Consider the following 12,791-nt stretch of genomic DNA (forward strand, 5'->3'; position numbering starts at 1 on the left):
AAAGGGGCCTTCCTAACGGCTGTAGCGGCTTAGCCGGCGTCCAGGCCGCGCAGCACCAGCGGGAGGCGGGCCGCGCCACCGTCCACGACGCGTACCGGCACTCCCCAGTCCTGCCGGGTCAGGTGGCAGGCCGCGTGCTCCACGTCCGCGTCGCAGGTCGCCGCCTGGGCGGTCACCTGGAGCACGCCGTCGGTCACCGAGCCGTCGATCACCAGGCGGCGGGACAGCTCGGTGCCGGTGCCCGCCCCCTCCACCAGCAGCTCGGGCGGCGACGCGGAGACCACCAGGCGGGTGGACGGCCCGTACGTCTCGTCCAGCTTCTGTCCCGGCGCCGGGGTGAAGACGACGTCCAGGACCACCTCGCCGGCGGCCAGGTCGGTCGGCTTGCGTTCGGTGCGGTGCCGCGGGCCGTCGACGGTGTCCGCGCCGGCCGCCGAGAGCGCGCCCGGGGCCAGCCGGGTGACCCGGTGCCCCGCGGACTCCACCACCAGCACCTCGCCGTCGGCAGTGAGGACCAGGTCGCTCGGCTCGGCGAGCCCGGTCGCCACCGTGCCGACCCGGTCCGTGGTCGGGTCATAGCGGCGGACCGCACCGTTGTACGTGTCGGCGATCAGCACCGAGCCGTCGGGCAGCGCGCAGACACCGAGCGGGTGCTGAAGCAGTGCCTGCGCCGCCGGCCCGTCCACGTGGCCGAAGTCGAACAGGCCCTGGCCGACCGCGGTGCCCAGGACACCGTTCTCGACGTACCGGACGGCGCTGGTCTCGCTGTCGGCGACCCAGAGCCGGGCGCCGTCGGCGGAGACGGCGAGCCCGGACGGCTGGGCCAGCCACGCCTCGGCCAGCGGCCCGTCGCGCAGCGCCTCCACGGTCGTGCCGGCGTACATCCCGGCGGTCCGCTTGATCGGGTCGAACCACCACAGCTGGTGGATGCCCGCCATGGCGATGACCAGCTTGTCGTCGTACCAGGCGAGGTCCCAGGGTGAGGAGAGGTCGACCGAGAGCGCGTCGTGCGCGTGGTCGTCGACCGTGGACCGCCACTGCCGCCCGGTGCCGGCCACGGTGACCACCTCGCCGGTGGCCAGCCGTACGCCGCGCAGCAGGTGGTTGACCGTGTCGGCGACCACCAGGTCGTAACCGGCGACCTCGGCGACCTGCTCCGGGAGCAGGCACAGCCCCTGCGGCTCGGAGAACGTGGCGGCGTCGGCCGCCCCGTCCGCCCGGCCCCGCTCGCCGGTACCGATCGTGCGGACGACGGTCTCGCCGTCGGCGGTCAACTCGACCATCCGGTGCCGGGCCGAGTCCGACACCAGCAGGCCGCCGTCGGGCAGCGCCACCGCCTTGCCGGGGAACCGCAGGGTGGTCTGCGGCTCGGCCGGCGGGACGTACGGCCCGTCACCCCGGTGCAGCGTGCCCTTGGCCCCATGGGTGGCGATCAGGTCGTCGATCAGCCGGGCTAGCCCTTCGGCGTGTCCCTCGCCGGCCATCGTGGCCACCACGTAGCCCTCGGGGTCGATCACCGCGAGGGTCGGCCAGGCGCGGGCCGCGTACTGCTGCCACATGTCCAGCTCGGGGTCGTCGAGGACGGGGTGGTGCACGCCGTACCGCTCGACGGCGGCGGCCAGCGCGTCCGGGTCCTTCTCGTGCTCGAACTTCGGCGAATGCACGCCGATCACGACGAGGACGTCGGCGTACTTCTCCTCCAGCGGGCGCAGCTCGTCCAGCACGTGCAGGCAGTTGATGCAGCAGAAGGTCCAGAAATCTAAGATGACGCAGCGACCTCGAAGGTCCCGCAATGTCAGGTTTCGTCCGCCTGTGTTGAGCCAGGCGCGACCCTTCAGTTCGGGCGCTCGGACACGGGGCGAGGTAGCCATACAGCAACCCTCCCACGGCGCGGCCGAGGGCAACGCGGGGGATCGGCCAACGTGATGCGGGAAACGGCACGCGGCCGAGGAGGTGTCCTAGCCGTCGCTCGGTGGCGCGTGTAATGCAGAAAGCCCCGGACTCCGGCACCCGCCAGAGTCCGGGGCTTTCGGTCTGCTGTGTGCCCGCGGGGCTCTTCGCATGAGGATCGCTGACATCCGGCGCCCGGACGGCGGGGCGGGGTCCTGAGTGACCCGCGGCGACAACAGCCGGAGCGTGGGCGCGTGCCGGCCGCTCGGGTCGGTCGTGAAGTCGCCGACCTGCTCGGCCGTGATCGTCGCCTCGGCGCTGTACTTGCCCGCGGACGGACCGTGCGGGCGGCCGGGGTTCAGCGCCAGCCCTACCCCCGATTCACCGCCCAGGTACCGCACGTGCACGAACTGGCCGTCATTAGCCGGGTTGGTCATCGCAAACCCAGCGTCGTCGATGACAATCTCGTTTTGCGTGCCAGCGATGAGGATTGATCCCGAGATGTGCGAGCCGGTGATGGTCTTACCCGTGATCGCGTTCGCAGCGATCTTGTCCGTCGTGATCGCATTCGCTGGGGTCACTTCGTCACTCCCGCGCCGCTCTCCCGGCGTCCGGAGGCACTTACACGGCCGCCCGCGCCGGGAGGGAACACAGACCCGCCCCGAGACCGTGGACCGGGGGGGCCACGGAGCCGGGGCGGGTGGTCACTTCGAGGGGCGAACAGGTACCCAGTCCGTGAACCGCTTGTGCAGGTCCGCCGGGGGCGTGCCCGAGTCCAGCTCGGCGAGCTGCTCGGCGGCCTCCTCGCGAAGCGTCACGAGATAGACCATCAACGCGGGCTTGTCGTCCTTGTATTCGGCTAGTAGCCGCAGCTTCGCCGGGGAGCACGGCCACGCGGCGCCGCACGCCTGGCAGCGCCACGACGGGCGGGCCGGCAGGTGGGCTTCGAGGTCGCCGCTCACCCGGTCACGCTCACGGCGACGGAGCGCGGCCGGGAGCGAGCGGCGTACGGGACCGGCGGGACGGTCACCGGGCGCGCTCCTGCGGGCATCAGAAACAGCGACCGCCTCGCCGTCGCGTCCCCGTGCCGATCGAGCTGATAGCAGTCGATCCACACCCACCCGTCGTACGTCGGCCGATCGAGCGTGCGAATCACCCGGACCAAGATTGGCAGCAAGAATTGCGGGGATGCTTCCCGGGTCAGGACGTACACGCCGGGGGAGGGGCGGGGCGTCCTGCCCTCCCGGCTCACCGGACGTCACGACGGTTGCGGCAGTTGGACACGGGCACCTCCTCGGTCGTTGGAGAGGGCCGCCCCGGATGCTCGCCCAGGGGCGACCCCCGACAGCACAGCCAGCGGGCCGTCTCCCCTCCACTAGCGCGCGCCGTCGAGGCGAAACGCTTCCAGTCAGTGACGGACGGCTGTACCGCCCGTATGCGACGATCGAGGGACGTCTAGGAAAGGTCCCCTGCGATGCCGAGGAACGACGCTCTGCGAAGCGCCATTGTCGCGGCGGGGCTGACCGTCGCCGACCTCGCGGGCAAATGCGATGTAGACGCGAAGACTGTTGAGCGGTGGGTCAGCCGGGGTCGCCTTCCTCACCCTCGCTCGCGCGTGCGGGCCGCCTCCGTTCTGGGTCAAGATGTAGATGTGCTGTGGCCTGAGGTTGTCCGCCGGGCGGTCAAGGTGGGGGCCGACCGTGAGCTAGTCGGTGTCTACCCTCGACGCTCCGACCTACCGCGGTCGCTTTTCCGCGAGCTGATCGAGCGGTCGCGGTCGCGTCTGTGGTTCGGCGGGTATACCAGCTACTTCGTGTGGCTGGAAGTGCCCAACGCGGCCGGCACCCTTGGCGCGAAGGCCGGTCACGGGGCGGACGTCCGCTTCCTGTTGGGTGACCCGGCAAGCCCGATCACGGCGAGTCGCGAACAGATCGAGGACACTCCGCTGACCCTGGCAACGCGCATCGCCATGACGCAGGCCGAGATCGCGAAGTCGCCGACACCGCTCGCTGTTCGTTCCTCCGACCGGCACATTTCCATGTCTGTGTGGATCTTCGACGACGAAGCGATCGTCGCAACCCACATCGGTGCCGGGCTTGGCCAAGACTCCGTCACTTTGCATCTTCAGCGCCGTGAAGCGGGCGGCCCGTTCGACCGATACGTCGAGCACTTCGAGGCCCTATGGGCTGACGCCCAGGTCGCCGAGCGGGCCTGACCCAAGCGCGCGAGGGCGCCCGTCCCGTCGCGGGGCGGGCGCTTTGCGTTGGCAGCGCGACACGCCGACGCCGCACAGCGCTAACAGTGCCGGAATCTGCGCGATCTGCACAGCGATCGGATGAACTGGCGTCCGCTGAACGGCCCATACGGCGGTAAGCGGCGGTACCCGCGGGTAAAAGGCGGTAAGCGACCGTTGCCAACGCACATGTCCTCGCGTCAGCTACAGCGCTAGCTGGTCGCACGACACAAGCCCTGGACGGCACTACCGTCCCGAGGCGTGACGACCGAAGAGCAGACCAACAGCGGCCCGCGCGACCGGCACAGCATCATCCTCGACTACCTGAGGACCGCCCCGGGCATCATCACGAGCCTGAGCGCCCTTCTCGCGGCGGCGACCGGGCTTGTCGTCGCGCTGGCGGCGCGTTGACCGCCTCGGGCGACCGCCCGCACTGCCCGAGGGCGCGCGGGCGTGTAAACGGCCACCCGCCCAACGCCCGCACGGCCGTCGGTGTCCATCGTGGCCGCGGGCTGCGGCCGGGCGGGCACGGGCGGAAAGCTGTCCGCCTGGCCGACGCGGCTGTCCGCCCGGCGCCAGGGAGAGCGCCCGCCCTGCCCGCGACGGGCGCCCTCCTCTCCGTCAGGCGGTCGCCAGTGCCGGCGGGCGGCTCGCCTGTCGGCGTCGTGACGGCACCTTGTCGGCGTCGTGACGGCACCTTGTCGGCGTCGTGACGGCACCTTGTCGGCGTCGTGACGGCACCTTGTCGGCAGGCATGTACCGCCGGGCGGTCCGCTCGGACACGCCCAGGCGCGCGGCCACCTGGGCGGGCGTCGCGTCGGGGCGTCTCGGCCAGCGCTGCCGACACGCGATCGGCGGTCGCGGGCGGTGCCGCTGGAAGCACCCCGTACGACTCGGCGGGGCCACGGTTGCCCGTGACCCCGCCGCTCACGCGTTGTGGATCAGTTGGCGGCGTCCTTCAGGCAGAGCACCGGGTTGGCCTGGTTGTCGCGAAGGTCGACGTACGGCCCCTCCGGGTCGGGGCACTTGTCCTTCGACTCGACCTTCGACACCACGGTGAACGAGTCCGGCTCGCCGCACACTGCCTCGATGGGGTTGTCGCCCGACCGCTGGACGCAGGTGCCCACCGCCGGGTTGAACGGGCGGGGCTCGTCCGACCCGCCGATCATGCCGAGGAGCTTGAGCAGGCCGAGCGGGATGGAAAGGATGAGCACCGCGGCGACCAGCACCGCAGCGAGCACCCGACCGTTGCGGACCTTCGGCGCGGGGGCCTCCGGAGCGGGCTCGGCGACCGGCTTGAACGCGTCGAAGCGACCCTGCTCCGGTTCGGGCGCGCCCGAACCCCACGACGGGCCGGACTGCGGGGGCGGCGGGAACGCCGAGGTGTGGTCGCCACCCGGTTCGGGGCGGGCGGCGGCACCGTACGCACCGCCAGGACGGTCCGGTGCACCGCCGAACGGATCACCGGGTGCACCGCCGAACGGGTCGCCGGGGGGAGCGCCGAAGGGGCCACCGGGCGGAGCGCCGAACGGATCACCGGGCGGGCCGCCGAACGGGTCGGCCGGCCGCTCCGGCTCGACGTGCGGCCGCACGCCGTTGGCCGGTCGGTTGCTCGGCGGCGCGTCGACGAAGGACGGCAGCCCCGGCGGGAAGGCCGGAGGCGCGGCCGGCGAGGCGGGAGCAGCCGCGCCAGCGAAGGCGTTCGGCCCGCCGGTCGGCGGCTCCCGGTCGGCGAAGCGCGGCTCCGGGGCCTGGTCGAACCGGGGCACCAGCGGCTGGTCGTCCCGCTCCTGGGCCGGCTCCTCGGGCTGGGCCGGTCGGCCGTACACCCGCGGCTGCGGTGCGGACGTGCCCGCTGGCCGGGCCGCGTGGTCGGCCGGCGGCATCACCCGGCTGGCCAGCGGCACCGAGGCGCTCGCCGAGACCCCACCGGCTGGCGGGGTGGCCCGGCCGGCAGCCTCCGGGGAGGTGCGCGGCGCGGGGATGGCCGGCCCGGCGGGTGACTGCGGGTCGTCGTGCCGGGACTCCGGCTGACCCCAGCCCAGGCCACCGGCCGGCTGATCGGCTCCCGGGCGGGCGCCTGCGCCCTGGTCGCCGGAGAACGGCGCGAGCGGGGCGAAGTCGGCCGGCGGGGGGAAGTCGGCTGGCGGGGCGAAGTCGGCCGGCGGCACGCCGGCCAGGCTGGCACCCGGTACCCGCTGCTCCTGCGGCGGCAGCGGCACCATGTTTGCCGGCGAGATGCCGGGGGCCGGGGCGGGCTGGTAGACCGGCGCGTCCTCGGCTCGGCCCGGGTCGGGCTCGGCGTCGGGCCGCGCCGAGGCGGCCTCCGCCGACCCGGTGCTGCCCCACGCCTCGCCCGGTGCCCACGGCTGCATGTCGGGCAGCGACGAGCGATCGGCGGCGGTACGGGACGGGAGTGGCTCCCCAGCGGGGTTCCAGGACGGTGGTGGTGGCCCGGAGTCGCCGGGTCGGGCCGATCCGGCGGCGGGCTCGGCGGGCGTCCACGCCGCTGCCGGCCGGTCCTGGGCGGGCGGCGACCACTGCGGCCGCTCGTCGGCCGCCGCGTCGCCGGCCGGCCATCCGGCTGACTCAGCCGGCTGCGGCGTGGCCCAGTCGGGCTGCGCCGGCCGGTCGCCGCCGGTTTGCCAACCCTCGGCCGACTGTTCGCCGGACCAGCCGCCGGCGGCGGCTTCCCGCCGCTGGCCGGTGGCCCAGGCGGGTGGTTCCTGCTCGGCCGGCCACGCGCCGGCGCGGGCCGCCTCGTCGGAAGTGGGCCGGTGCGGTAGCGCGGTGTCGGCCTGCGGCACCTGGGCCGTTGCCCGGGCCGCCGGCTGGTCGGCCTGCGCCCAGTCCGGCCGGGCCGGCTCGGATGGGCCTGCGGCCGTGGCCCAGCCGGGAGTCTGGTCGTCGGTACGGGAGGCCCACTCCGGCTGCTGGCCGCCGGCCCAGCCGGCTGCCGGCTGACCGCCGGCCCAGTCGGCGGGCTGACCCGACGCGGACTGGTTGGGCGTCCACTCTGGCGGCTGACCGGCGTCCGGTGTGGTGGAATCGGCCCAGGTCGGGCCGGCCTGCTCACCGGCCGCCCAGGCGGGCTGATCCGATGTGGACGGTGCGGACGGGGCCCAGCCCTGGCCGGGCTGCTCCCGCTGGTCTGCCTGGGCCAGCCAGGAAGGTTGGCTGCCGGGGGTCGAGGATTCCGCCTGCCGGGTCGCCTGAGCGGTGCCCCACGGGGCGCCCTGCTGGCTCGCCCAGGCGGGTGTGGACGCGTCGGGTCGCGCTGGCGGTGGCGGAGCCCAGCCCAGGTCGGGGGCGGATGCGCCATACCCGCCGTCCTGTTGAGCCGGCCGGTCGCCGTACGGCGCCGGTCCGCCGCCGCCCGGCGGCACCTCGTCCGGCTCCTGGCCGGGGCGGTGCGGGCCCTCGGACGTCATGCGTGCGCCTCCTCCATCACATGTCGGCCGCCGTCGCCGATGGTCTCGGCAGGGCAGCCGGCGGTGCCGGCGTACCGGCCGTGCCGGCTCCCCGCACCGTATCCCGGTGACCTCCGGGGGGCTTCCGGGGAGCATCGATCGTCACTGTCCGTCGCTGGGCGGTGTCGAGGTGCTTCTATCGCCTCAACCTGTCCCCGACCACGTACGACGACCGAGAACCACCGTACCGGGCGCTGCGCCGGGGCGGTATCCCGGTGCCAACGGCCGCTCACAACGCCGACGACCCGCCCGGGTGGCCCGGGCGGGTCGTCGATCTGGAGGAGGTGAATAACGTCGTGTGGCGTCAGTGCATGTGACGCTGGGCGATGGCGAGGATCTCGTCGCGGACCGCAGGCGAGCTCGCGGAGCGCAGCGCCCGCTCGATGGCGCGGGCGCGGCGGCTGGCGTCGCGGCGGTTGCGGATTCGCTCGATCATGCTCATGGGGGTCTCTCCTCCTGGCTATTCGGTTGTCGGCCCGTCGTTGAGTCCATTGAACCGCAAACACGCCCCGCCTGCCATCGATTATTAGGTGAGCTGGACCACCAGACTACGAATCTTAGGCCAATCCCCGCCTCGGGAAGATCTTCCTTCGACCAATGGCAACGGCCGGTGTGCCGGGCGTTCACCCGTGGCACACCGGCCGTCGTCGTGCTGGCGTCAGGTCCAGGCGAGCAGCGCCGCCTCCGGATCGGCGAGGAAGTCGCCGATGTCGCGCAGGAACTTCGAGCCCAGCTCGCCGTCGATGATCCGGTGGTCGAAGGAGAGGCCGAGCGTGGTGACCAGGCGCGGCTTGACCTTGCCCTTGTGCACCCAGGGCATCTCCCGGACCGCACCGAAGGCCAGGATCGCCGACTCGCCCGGGGGCAGGATCGGCGTGCCCGTGTCGACCCCGAACACCCCGACGTTGGTGATGGTCAGGGTGCCGCCGGACATGTCGGCCGGAGAGGTCTTCCCGCTCTTGGCGGTCTGCACCAGACCGGTCATCGCGTCCGCCAGCTCGCGCAGGGTCAGCCGGCCGGCGTCCTTGATGTTCGGCACGATCAGGCCGCGTTCGGTGGCCGCCGCGATGCCCAGGTTGACGTACTCCTTGACGACGATCTCGTCGCCGGCCCAGGTCGAGTTGACCATTGGGTGGCGCTTGACCGCCAACAGCACCGCCTTGGCCACCAGCAGCAGCGGCGAGACTCGCACGTCGCGCCATTCCCGCCGGTCGCGCAGCCGGTCCAGGGCCTTCATCGCCCGGGTCACGTCGACGGTCAGGAACTCGGTGACGTGCGGAGCGGTGAACGCCGAGCGGGACATGTTCTCGGCGGTGAGCTTGCGTACCCCCTTGACCGGGATGCGCTGCTCGCGGTCGGCGCCGAAGCTCGCCGCCGCCGTGGCCGGCACGGTGACCGCCAGCGGCTCGGCCACCGCCGGGGCCGCCGCCGCCCGCTGTACGTCCTCCCGGGTGATCGAGCCCAGCGGCCCCGACCCGGTCAGCGCGCCGAGGTCGACGCCGAGATCCTTGGCGAGCTTGCGTACCGGCGGCTTGGCCAGCACCGGCCCGGCGGCCCGACCGTTGCCGTTCACCGTCGGGGCGGCTGCCACCGGCGCGGCCGGAGCCGGTGCCGGCGCGGCCTGGACCGGTGCCGGCGAGGCCTGGACCGGTGCCGGCGCGGCCGGGGCGGCGCTGGCCTGGGCCGGGGTGGCGCCCTTGCGGGGGCGGCGCTTGGCGGCGGTGGTCCGGGGGCCGTAGCCGACCAGGACCGCGGTGCGCCCGCCCGGGGCGGGACCGCCGATCAGGCCCGGCTCGACCGCGCCCTCGGCCGGCGCCACCTCGACGGCGGCCAGCGAGGCCGCCGAAGGGGTGGGCAGGTCGGTGGTCGTGGACGTCTCGATCGGGCCGGCGCCCGGGTCGGTGTCGATCGCGATGATCGGGGTACCGACCTCGACCGTGGTGCCCTCCGGGTGGAAGATCGCCTGGACCTGGCCGGCCCACTTCGCCGGGATCTCCACGGCCGCCTTGGCCGTCTCCACCTCGACGATCGGCTGGTTCAGCTCGATCGTGTCGCCCACCTTGACCAGCCAGGCCAGGATCTCACCCTCGGTGAGCCCCTCGCCCAGGTCGGGCAGGTTGAACTCCTTGATCCGGGACATGCCGCTCACCAGCCGAAGGTGCGGTCGACGGCGTCGAGCACCCGGTCGAGGTCGGGCAGGTACTCCTCCTCCACCCGGGCGGCCGGGTAGGGGGTGTCGAAGCCGGTCACCCGCAGCACCGGCGACTCCAGCGAGTAGAAGCACTCCTCGGTGATCCGGGCCGCGATCTCGGCGCCCAGGCCGACGTTGGACGGCGCCTCGTGCACCACCACCGCGCGGCCGGTGCGCCGCACCGACTCGTACACCACGCCGAGGTCCAGCGGGGAGAGCGTACGCAGGTCGATGACCTCCAGGTTGCGGCCGTCCTCGGCGGCGGCGGTCGCCGCGTCCAGGCAGGTCCGGACCATCGGGCCGTACGCCAGCACGGTGGCGTCGGTGCCGGCTCGCGCCACCCGGGCCGAGTGCAGCGGGTACGCCTCGGACAGCGGGGCGTCCAGGTCGACCGCCCCCTTCTCCCAGTAGCGCCGCTTCGGCTCCAGGAACACGATCGGGTCGTCCGAGGCGATCGCCTGCTGGATCATCACGTACGCGTCCTGCGGGTTGGCGCAGGAGACGACCTTCAGCCCAGCGGTGTGCGAGAAGTACGCCTCGGGCGACTCCGAGTGGTGCTCCACCGCGCCGATGCCGCCACCGAACGGGATCCGGATGACCATCGGGATGTTCAGCTTGCCGCGCGAGCGGTAGTGCATCTTCGCCACCTGCGACACGATCTGGTCGTACGCCGGGTAGACGAAGCCGTCGAACTGGATCTCGCAGACCGGCCGGTAGCCGCGGATGGCCAGGCCGACCGCGGTGCCGATGATGCCGGACTCGGCGAGCGGGGTGTCGATCACCCGCTGGTCGCCGAAGTCCTTCTGCAGCCCGTCGGTGATCCGGAAGACGCCGCCGAGCTTGCCGACGTCCTCGCCCATGATGACGACCTTCGGGTCGTTCTCCAGGGCCTTGCGCAGGCCGACGTTGAGGGCCTTGCCGAGGGTGAGCGTCTCTGTGGCCATCAGTGGGCGCTCCCCTCGAACGACTCCAGGTACTTGCTGAACTGCGCGCGCTGCTCATCCAGCAGCGGCGACCCGTTGGGGTAGACGTGGTCGAACATGGTTCCCGGCTCCGGGTTCGGCATGGCCAGCACCCGCTCGCGCAGGTCCACCGCCTCCCGGCGGGCCTGCTCGTCGATCTCGGTGAAGAAGCTCGCGTCGGCGATCTTCTCGCGCTCCAGGAACGCCTTCATCCGGGCGATCGGGTCCTTGGCCTGCCACGCCTCGACCTCGCTGGCGATGCGGTAGCGGGTCGGGTCGTCGGAGGTGGTGTGCGCCCCCATCCGGTAGGTGTACGCCTCGATCAGGCTCGGGCCCTGCCCGTGCCGGGCGTTGTCCAGCGCGTGCCGGGTCACCGCGTACGTGGCCAGCACGTCGTTGCCGTCCACCCGGATGCCGGGGAAGCCGAAGCCGGCGGCGCGCCGGTACAGCGGGATGCGGGTCTGCCGCTCCAGCGGCTCGGAGATGGCGTACTGGTTGTTCTGGCAGAAGAACACCAGGGGGGAGTTGAACACGCCGGCCCAGACGAACGCCTCGTTGACGTCGCCCTGGCTGGTGGCGCCGTCGCCGAAGTAGGCGATCACCGCCTCGCCGTCGTCGGTGCCGGTCTTGCCGTCCATCGCGACGCCCATGGCGTACCCGGTCGCGTGCAGGGTCTGTGCCCCGATCACGATCGTGTACATGTTGAACTTGAACTCGTTCGGGTCCCAGCCGCCCTGGTCGACCCCACGGAACAGGCCCAGCGGCATGATCGGGTCGATGCCACGGCAGTAGAGCACGCCGTGCTCGCGATAGGTGGGGAAGGCCATGTCCTGCGTACGCAGGGCCCGTCCCGAGCCGACCTGGGCCGCCTCCTGGCCGAGCAGGCTCGCCCAGATGCCCAGTTCGCCCTGCCGTTGCAGGGCCGTCGCCTCGGCGTCCAACTTCCGGACCAGAACCAGGTCGCGGTAGAGGCCGCGGTACTCCTCGTCGGTGAAGTCGACGCGGTACTCGGTGCCGTCCGGACCGGTCACGCTGTCGATCCGCTCACCCGCGGGGGTGAGCAGCTGCACCAGTTCCGGGTCGGCGGTCGCGGCCTTCCTGGAACGGGGTGTGGCTCGCCGGCCACGGGTGCTGGCCCCGGGGTCGCCCTTTGCCATCCGTATCTCCCTGTCGTGTCTGCGTCGGCACCGGGGGGTCACCCGGCCGCGCGACTCGTGCGCCGGCCCCGGCTGGTGCCGGGATCGGTTCCTGGCGGACCGCGCCTAGCCCCGGTGGGGGTTGCCGCGCGGCATGAGCCGGATTCTTGGCCGAACCCGGTTCGGGAGCGCCGGCGCCCAGTCGCGCCTACCGCGTGGGTGCGCGGAGGTCGCGGCTGCGCTGCCGCCGTGGCCTCCATATTCGCATCAGAGGTGAGCAGTCCCACACTCCGCCTGCCCCGCATCCCGGCACCGGTCCGCTTCGTTACCCGAAATGCTGGAGTGTCGGGTCCAGCGACGCGCGACCGATCCGGTGATGGTTCGTCACCATTCGGCCAGATACGCGTGTCGACACGCGGTGTGGGGTTGGCCGACGCAGAGTCACTGACCCAGGCTGTTCGCGCGGGCCCCGATCCAGCTCCGGCGGTCCGCCGGGTCCGCCCTCGCGGTCCCGGCCAGGAGCGACGACGAGGAGTGCGTGGTGTCCGAACCAGGTGAAGGTTCCGAGGCTCCGACCCTCGGCCGGCACCGGGCATCCGGCGGCTACCGCCCGGTGGTGGGTGCACACCGGGCCGTCCGGACCACCGGCCCGTCCCGCGGCTACCTGCTGACCGTGGCGCTGCTCGCCGGCACCGCCTCGATGCCGGTCCTCGCCGCCATCAGCACCGGTTCGGCGACGGTCGGCAGCACGGCGCTGCCGGACAGCAGTACGCCGTTCATCCCGACGCCCTCCGTCGGTCCGGTGGTGATTCCCCCGCCGCCCACCGGCGCTCCGGCCGCCACCCCGACGGCGTTGCCGTCGATCGCGCCAGCCGTTCCGCCCGTGCACCCGGTGGTGGACCGGTCCTG

Annotated in this window: 10 protein-coding genes and 1 pseudogene; 3 read left to right on the plus strand and 8 right to left on the minus strand. The window is 72.9% G+C overall.

All coding sequences use genetic code 11. The annotated features are described in order from the left end of the window. Positions 1–29: 29 nt before the first annotated feature. The 3 genes from C1I95_RS05695 to C1I95_RS05705 all read right to left on the minus strand — a co-directional run bounded on the left by C1I95_RS05695 (position 30) and on the right by C1I95_RS05705 (position 2,852). Positions 30–1,871: an NHL domain-containing thioredoxin family protein gene (locus C1I95_RS05695; protein ID WP_111212699.1), complete on the minus strand. Its 1,842-nt coding sequence runs from the start codon at positions 1,869–1,871 to the stop codon at positions 30–32. An 87-nt stretch (positions 1,872–1,958) separates the two neighbouring features. Beyond that, a complete protein-coding gene (locus C1I95_RS05700; protein ID WP_111212700.1) occupies positions 1,959–2,471 on the minus strand; it encodes a hypothetical protein in 513 nt (170 codons plus the stop codon). A gap of 123 nt (positions 2,472–2,594) precedes the next feature. After that, positions 2,595–2,852 (minus strand): flavin reductase, encoded by a 258-nt coding sequence (locus tag C1I95_RS05705; protein ID WP_111212701.1) that lies wholly within the window; start codon positions 2,850–2,852, stop codon positions 2,595–2,597. Positions 2,853–3,364: 512 nt separating this feature from the next. Here C1I95_RS05705 and C1I95_RS05715 point away from each other — a divergent pair. Together C1I95_RS05715 and C1I95_RS35140 are read left to right on the plus strand one after the other, a co-directional pair. Further along, on the plus strand, positions 3,365–4,105 hold the full coding sequence (locus C1I95_RS05715; RefSeq protein WP_233513379.1) for a helix-turn-helix domain-containing protein: 741 nt from the start codon (positions 3,365–3,367) through the stop codon (positions 4,103–4,105). A 279-nt stretch (positions 4,106–4,384) separates the two neighbouring features. Next, positions 4,385–4,534, plus strand: a complete 150-nt coding sequence (locus tag C1I95_RS35140) for a hypothetical protein (RefSeq protein ID WP_158566303.1) — start codon at positions 4,385–4,387, stop codon at positions 4,532–4,534. 530 nt (positions 4,535–5,064) lie between these two features. On the opposite strand, the gene C1I95_RS05720 is transcribed toward C1I95_RS35140, so the two are convergent. The 5 genes from C1I95_RS05720 to pdhA form a co-directional block, all read right to left on the minus strand. Continuing rightward, positions 5,065–7,554 carry a hypothetical protein gene (locus tag C1I95_RS05720; RefSeq protein ID WP_111212704.1) on the minus strand — a complete coding sequence of 830 codons (2,490 nt, stop codon included), beginning with the start codon at positions 7,552–7,554 and terminating at the stop codon, positions 5,065–5,067. 343 nt (positions 7,555–7,897) lie between these two features. After that, positions 7,898–8,035 (minus strand): hypothetical protein, encoded by a 138-nt coding sequence (locus C1I95_RS35730; RefSeq protein WP_165437957.1) that lies wholly within the window; start codon positions 8,033–8,035, stop codon positions 7,898–7,900. A 216-nt stretch (positions 8,036–8,251) separates the two neighbouring features. Next, on the minus strand, positions 8,252–9,733 hold the full coding sequence (locus C1I95_RS05725) for a dihydrolipoamide acetyltransferase family protein (RefSeq protein WP_111212705.1): 1,482 nt from the start codon (positions 9,731–9,733) through the stop codon (positions 8,252–8,254). A 5-nt stretch (positions 9,734–9,738) separates the two neighbouring features. Next, positions 9,739–10,728 (minus strand): alpha-ketoacid dehydrogenase subunit beta, encoded by a 990-nt coding sequence (locus tag C1I95_RS05730; RefSeq protein ID WP_111212706.1) that lies wholly within the window; start codon positions 10,726–10,728, stop codon positions 9,739–9,741. Continuing rightward, positions 10,728–11,903 carry a pyruvate dehydrogenase (acetyl-transferring) E1 component subunit alpha gene (gene pdhA / locus C1I95_RS05735; RefSeq protein WP_111212707.1) on the minus strand — a complete coding sequence of 392 codons (1,176 nt, stop codon included), beginning with the start codon at positions 11,901–11,903 and terminating at the stop codon, positions 10,728–10,730. The genes C1I95_RS05730 and pdhA overlap by 1 nt, the downstream gene beginning before the upstream one ends. A 520-nt stretch (positions 11,904–12,423) precedes the next feature. Between pdhA and C1I95_RS35145 the strand changes: the two are divergent. Further along, a pseudogene (locus C1I95_RS35145) lies at positions 12,424–12,791 on the plus strand (hypothetical protein); the annotation flags it as partial.

The sequence above is a fragment of the Micromonospora craterilacus genome, assembly GCF_003236315.1.
Lineage (GTDB): Bacteria > Actinomycetota > Actinomycetes > Mycobacteriales > Micromonosporaceae > Micromonospora > Micromonospora craterilacus.

Excerpts from the sequence above, each read along its gene's own strand:
- C1I95_RS05695 (WP_111212699.1), bottom strand. The coding sequence starts at position 1,871 with ATGGCTACCTCGCCCCGTGTCCGAGCGCCCGAACTGAAGGGTCGCGCC.
- C1I95_RS05715 (WP_233513379.1), top strand. The coding sequence starts at position 3,365 with ATGCCGAGGAACGACGCTCTGCGAAGCGCCATTGTCGCGGCGGGGCTG.
- C1I95_RS05720 (WP_111212704.1), bottom strand. The coding sequence starts at position 7,554 with ATGACGTCCGAGGGCCCGCACCGCCCCGGCCAGGAGCCGGACGAGGTG.
- C1I95_RS35730 (WP_165437957.1), bottom strand. The coding sequence starts at position 8,035 with ATGAGCATGATCGAGCGAATCCGCAACCGCCGCGACGCCAGCCGCCGC.
- C1I95_RS05725 (WP_111212705.1), bottom strand. The coding sequence starts at position 9,733 with ATGTCCCGGATCAAGGAGTTCAACCTGCCCGACCTGGGCGAGGGGCTC.
- C1I95_RS05730 (WP_111212706.1), bottom strand. The coding sequence starts at position 10,728 with ATGGCCACAGAGACGCTCACCCTCGGCAAGGCCCTCAACGTCGGCCTG.
- pdhA (WP_111212707.1), bottom strand. The coding sequence starts at position 11,903 with ATGGCAAAGGGCGACCCCGGGGCCAGCACCCGTGGCCGGCGAGCCACA.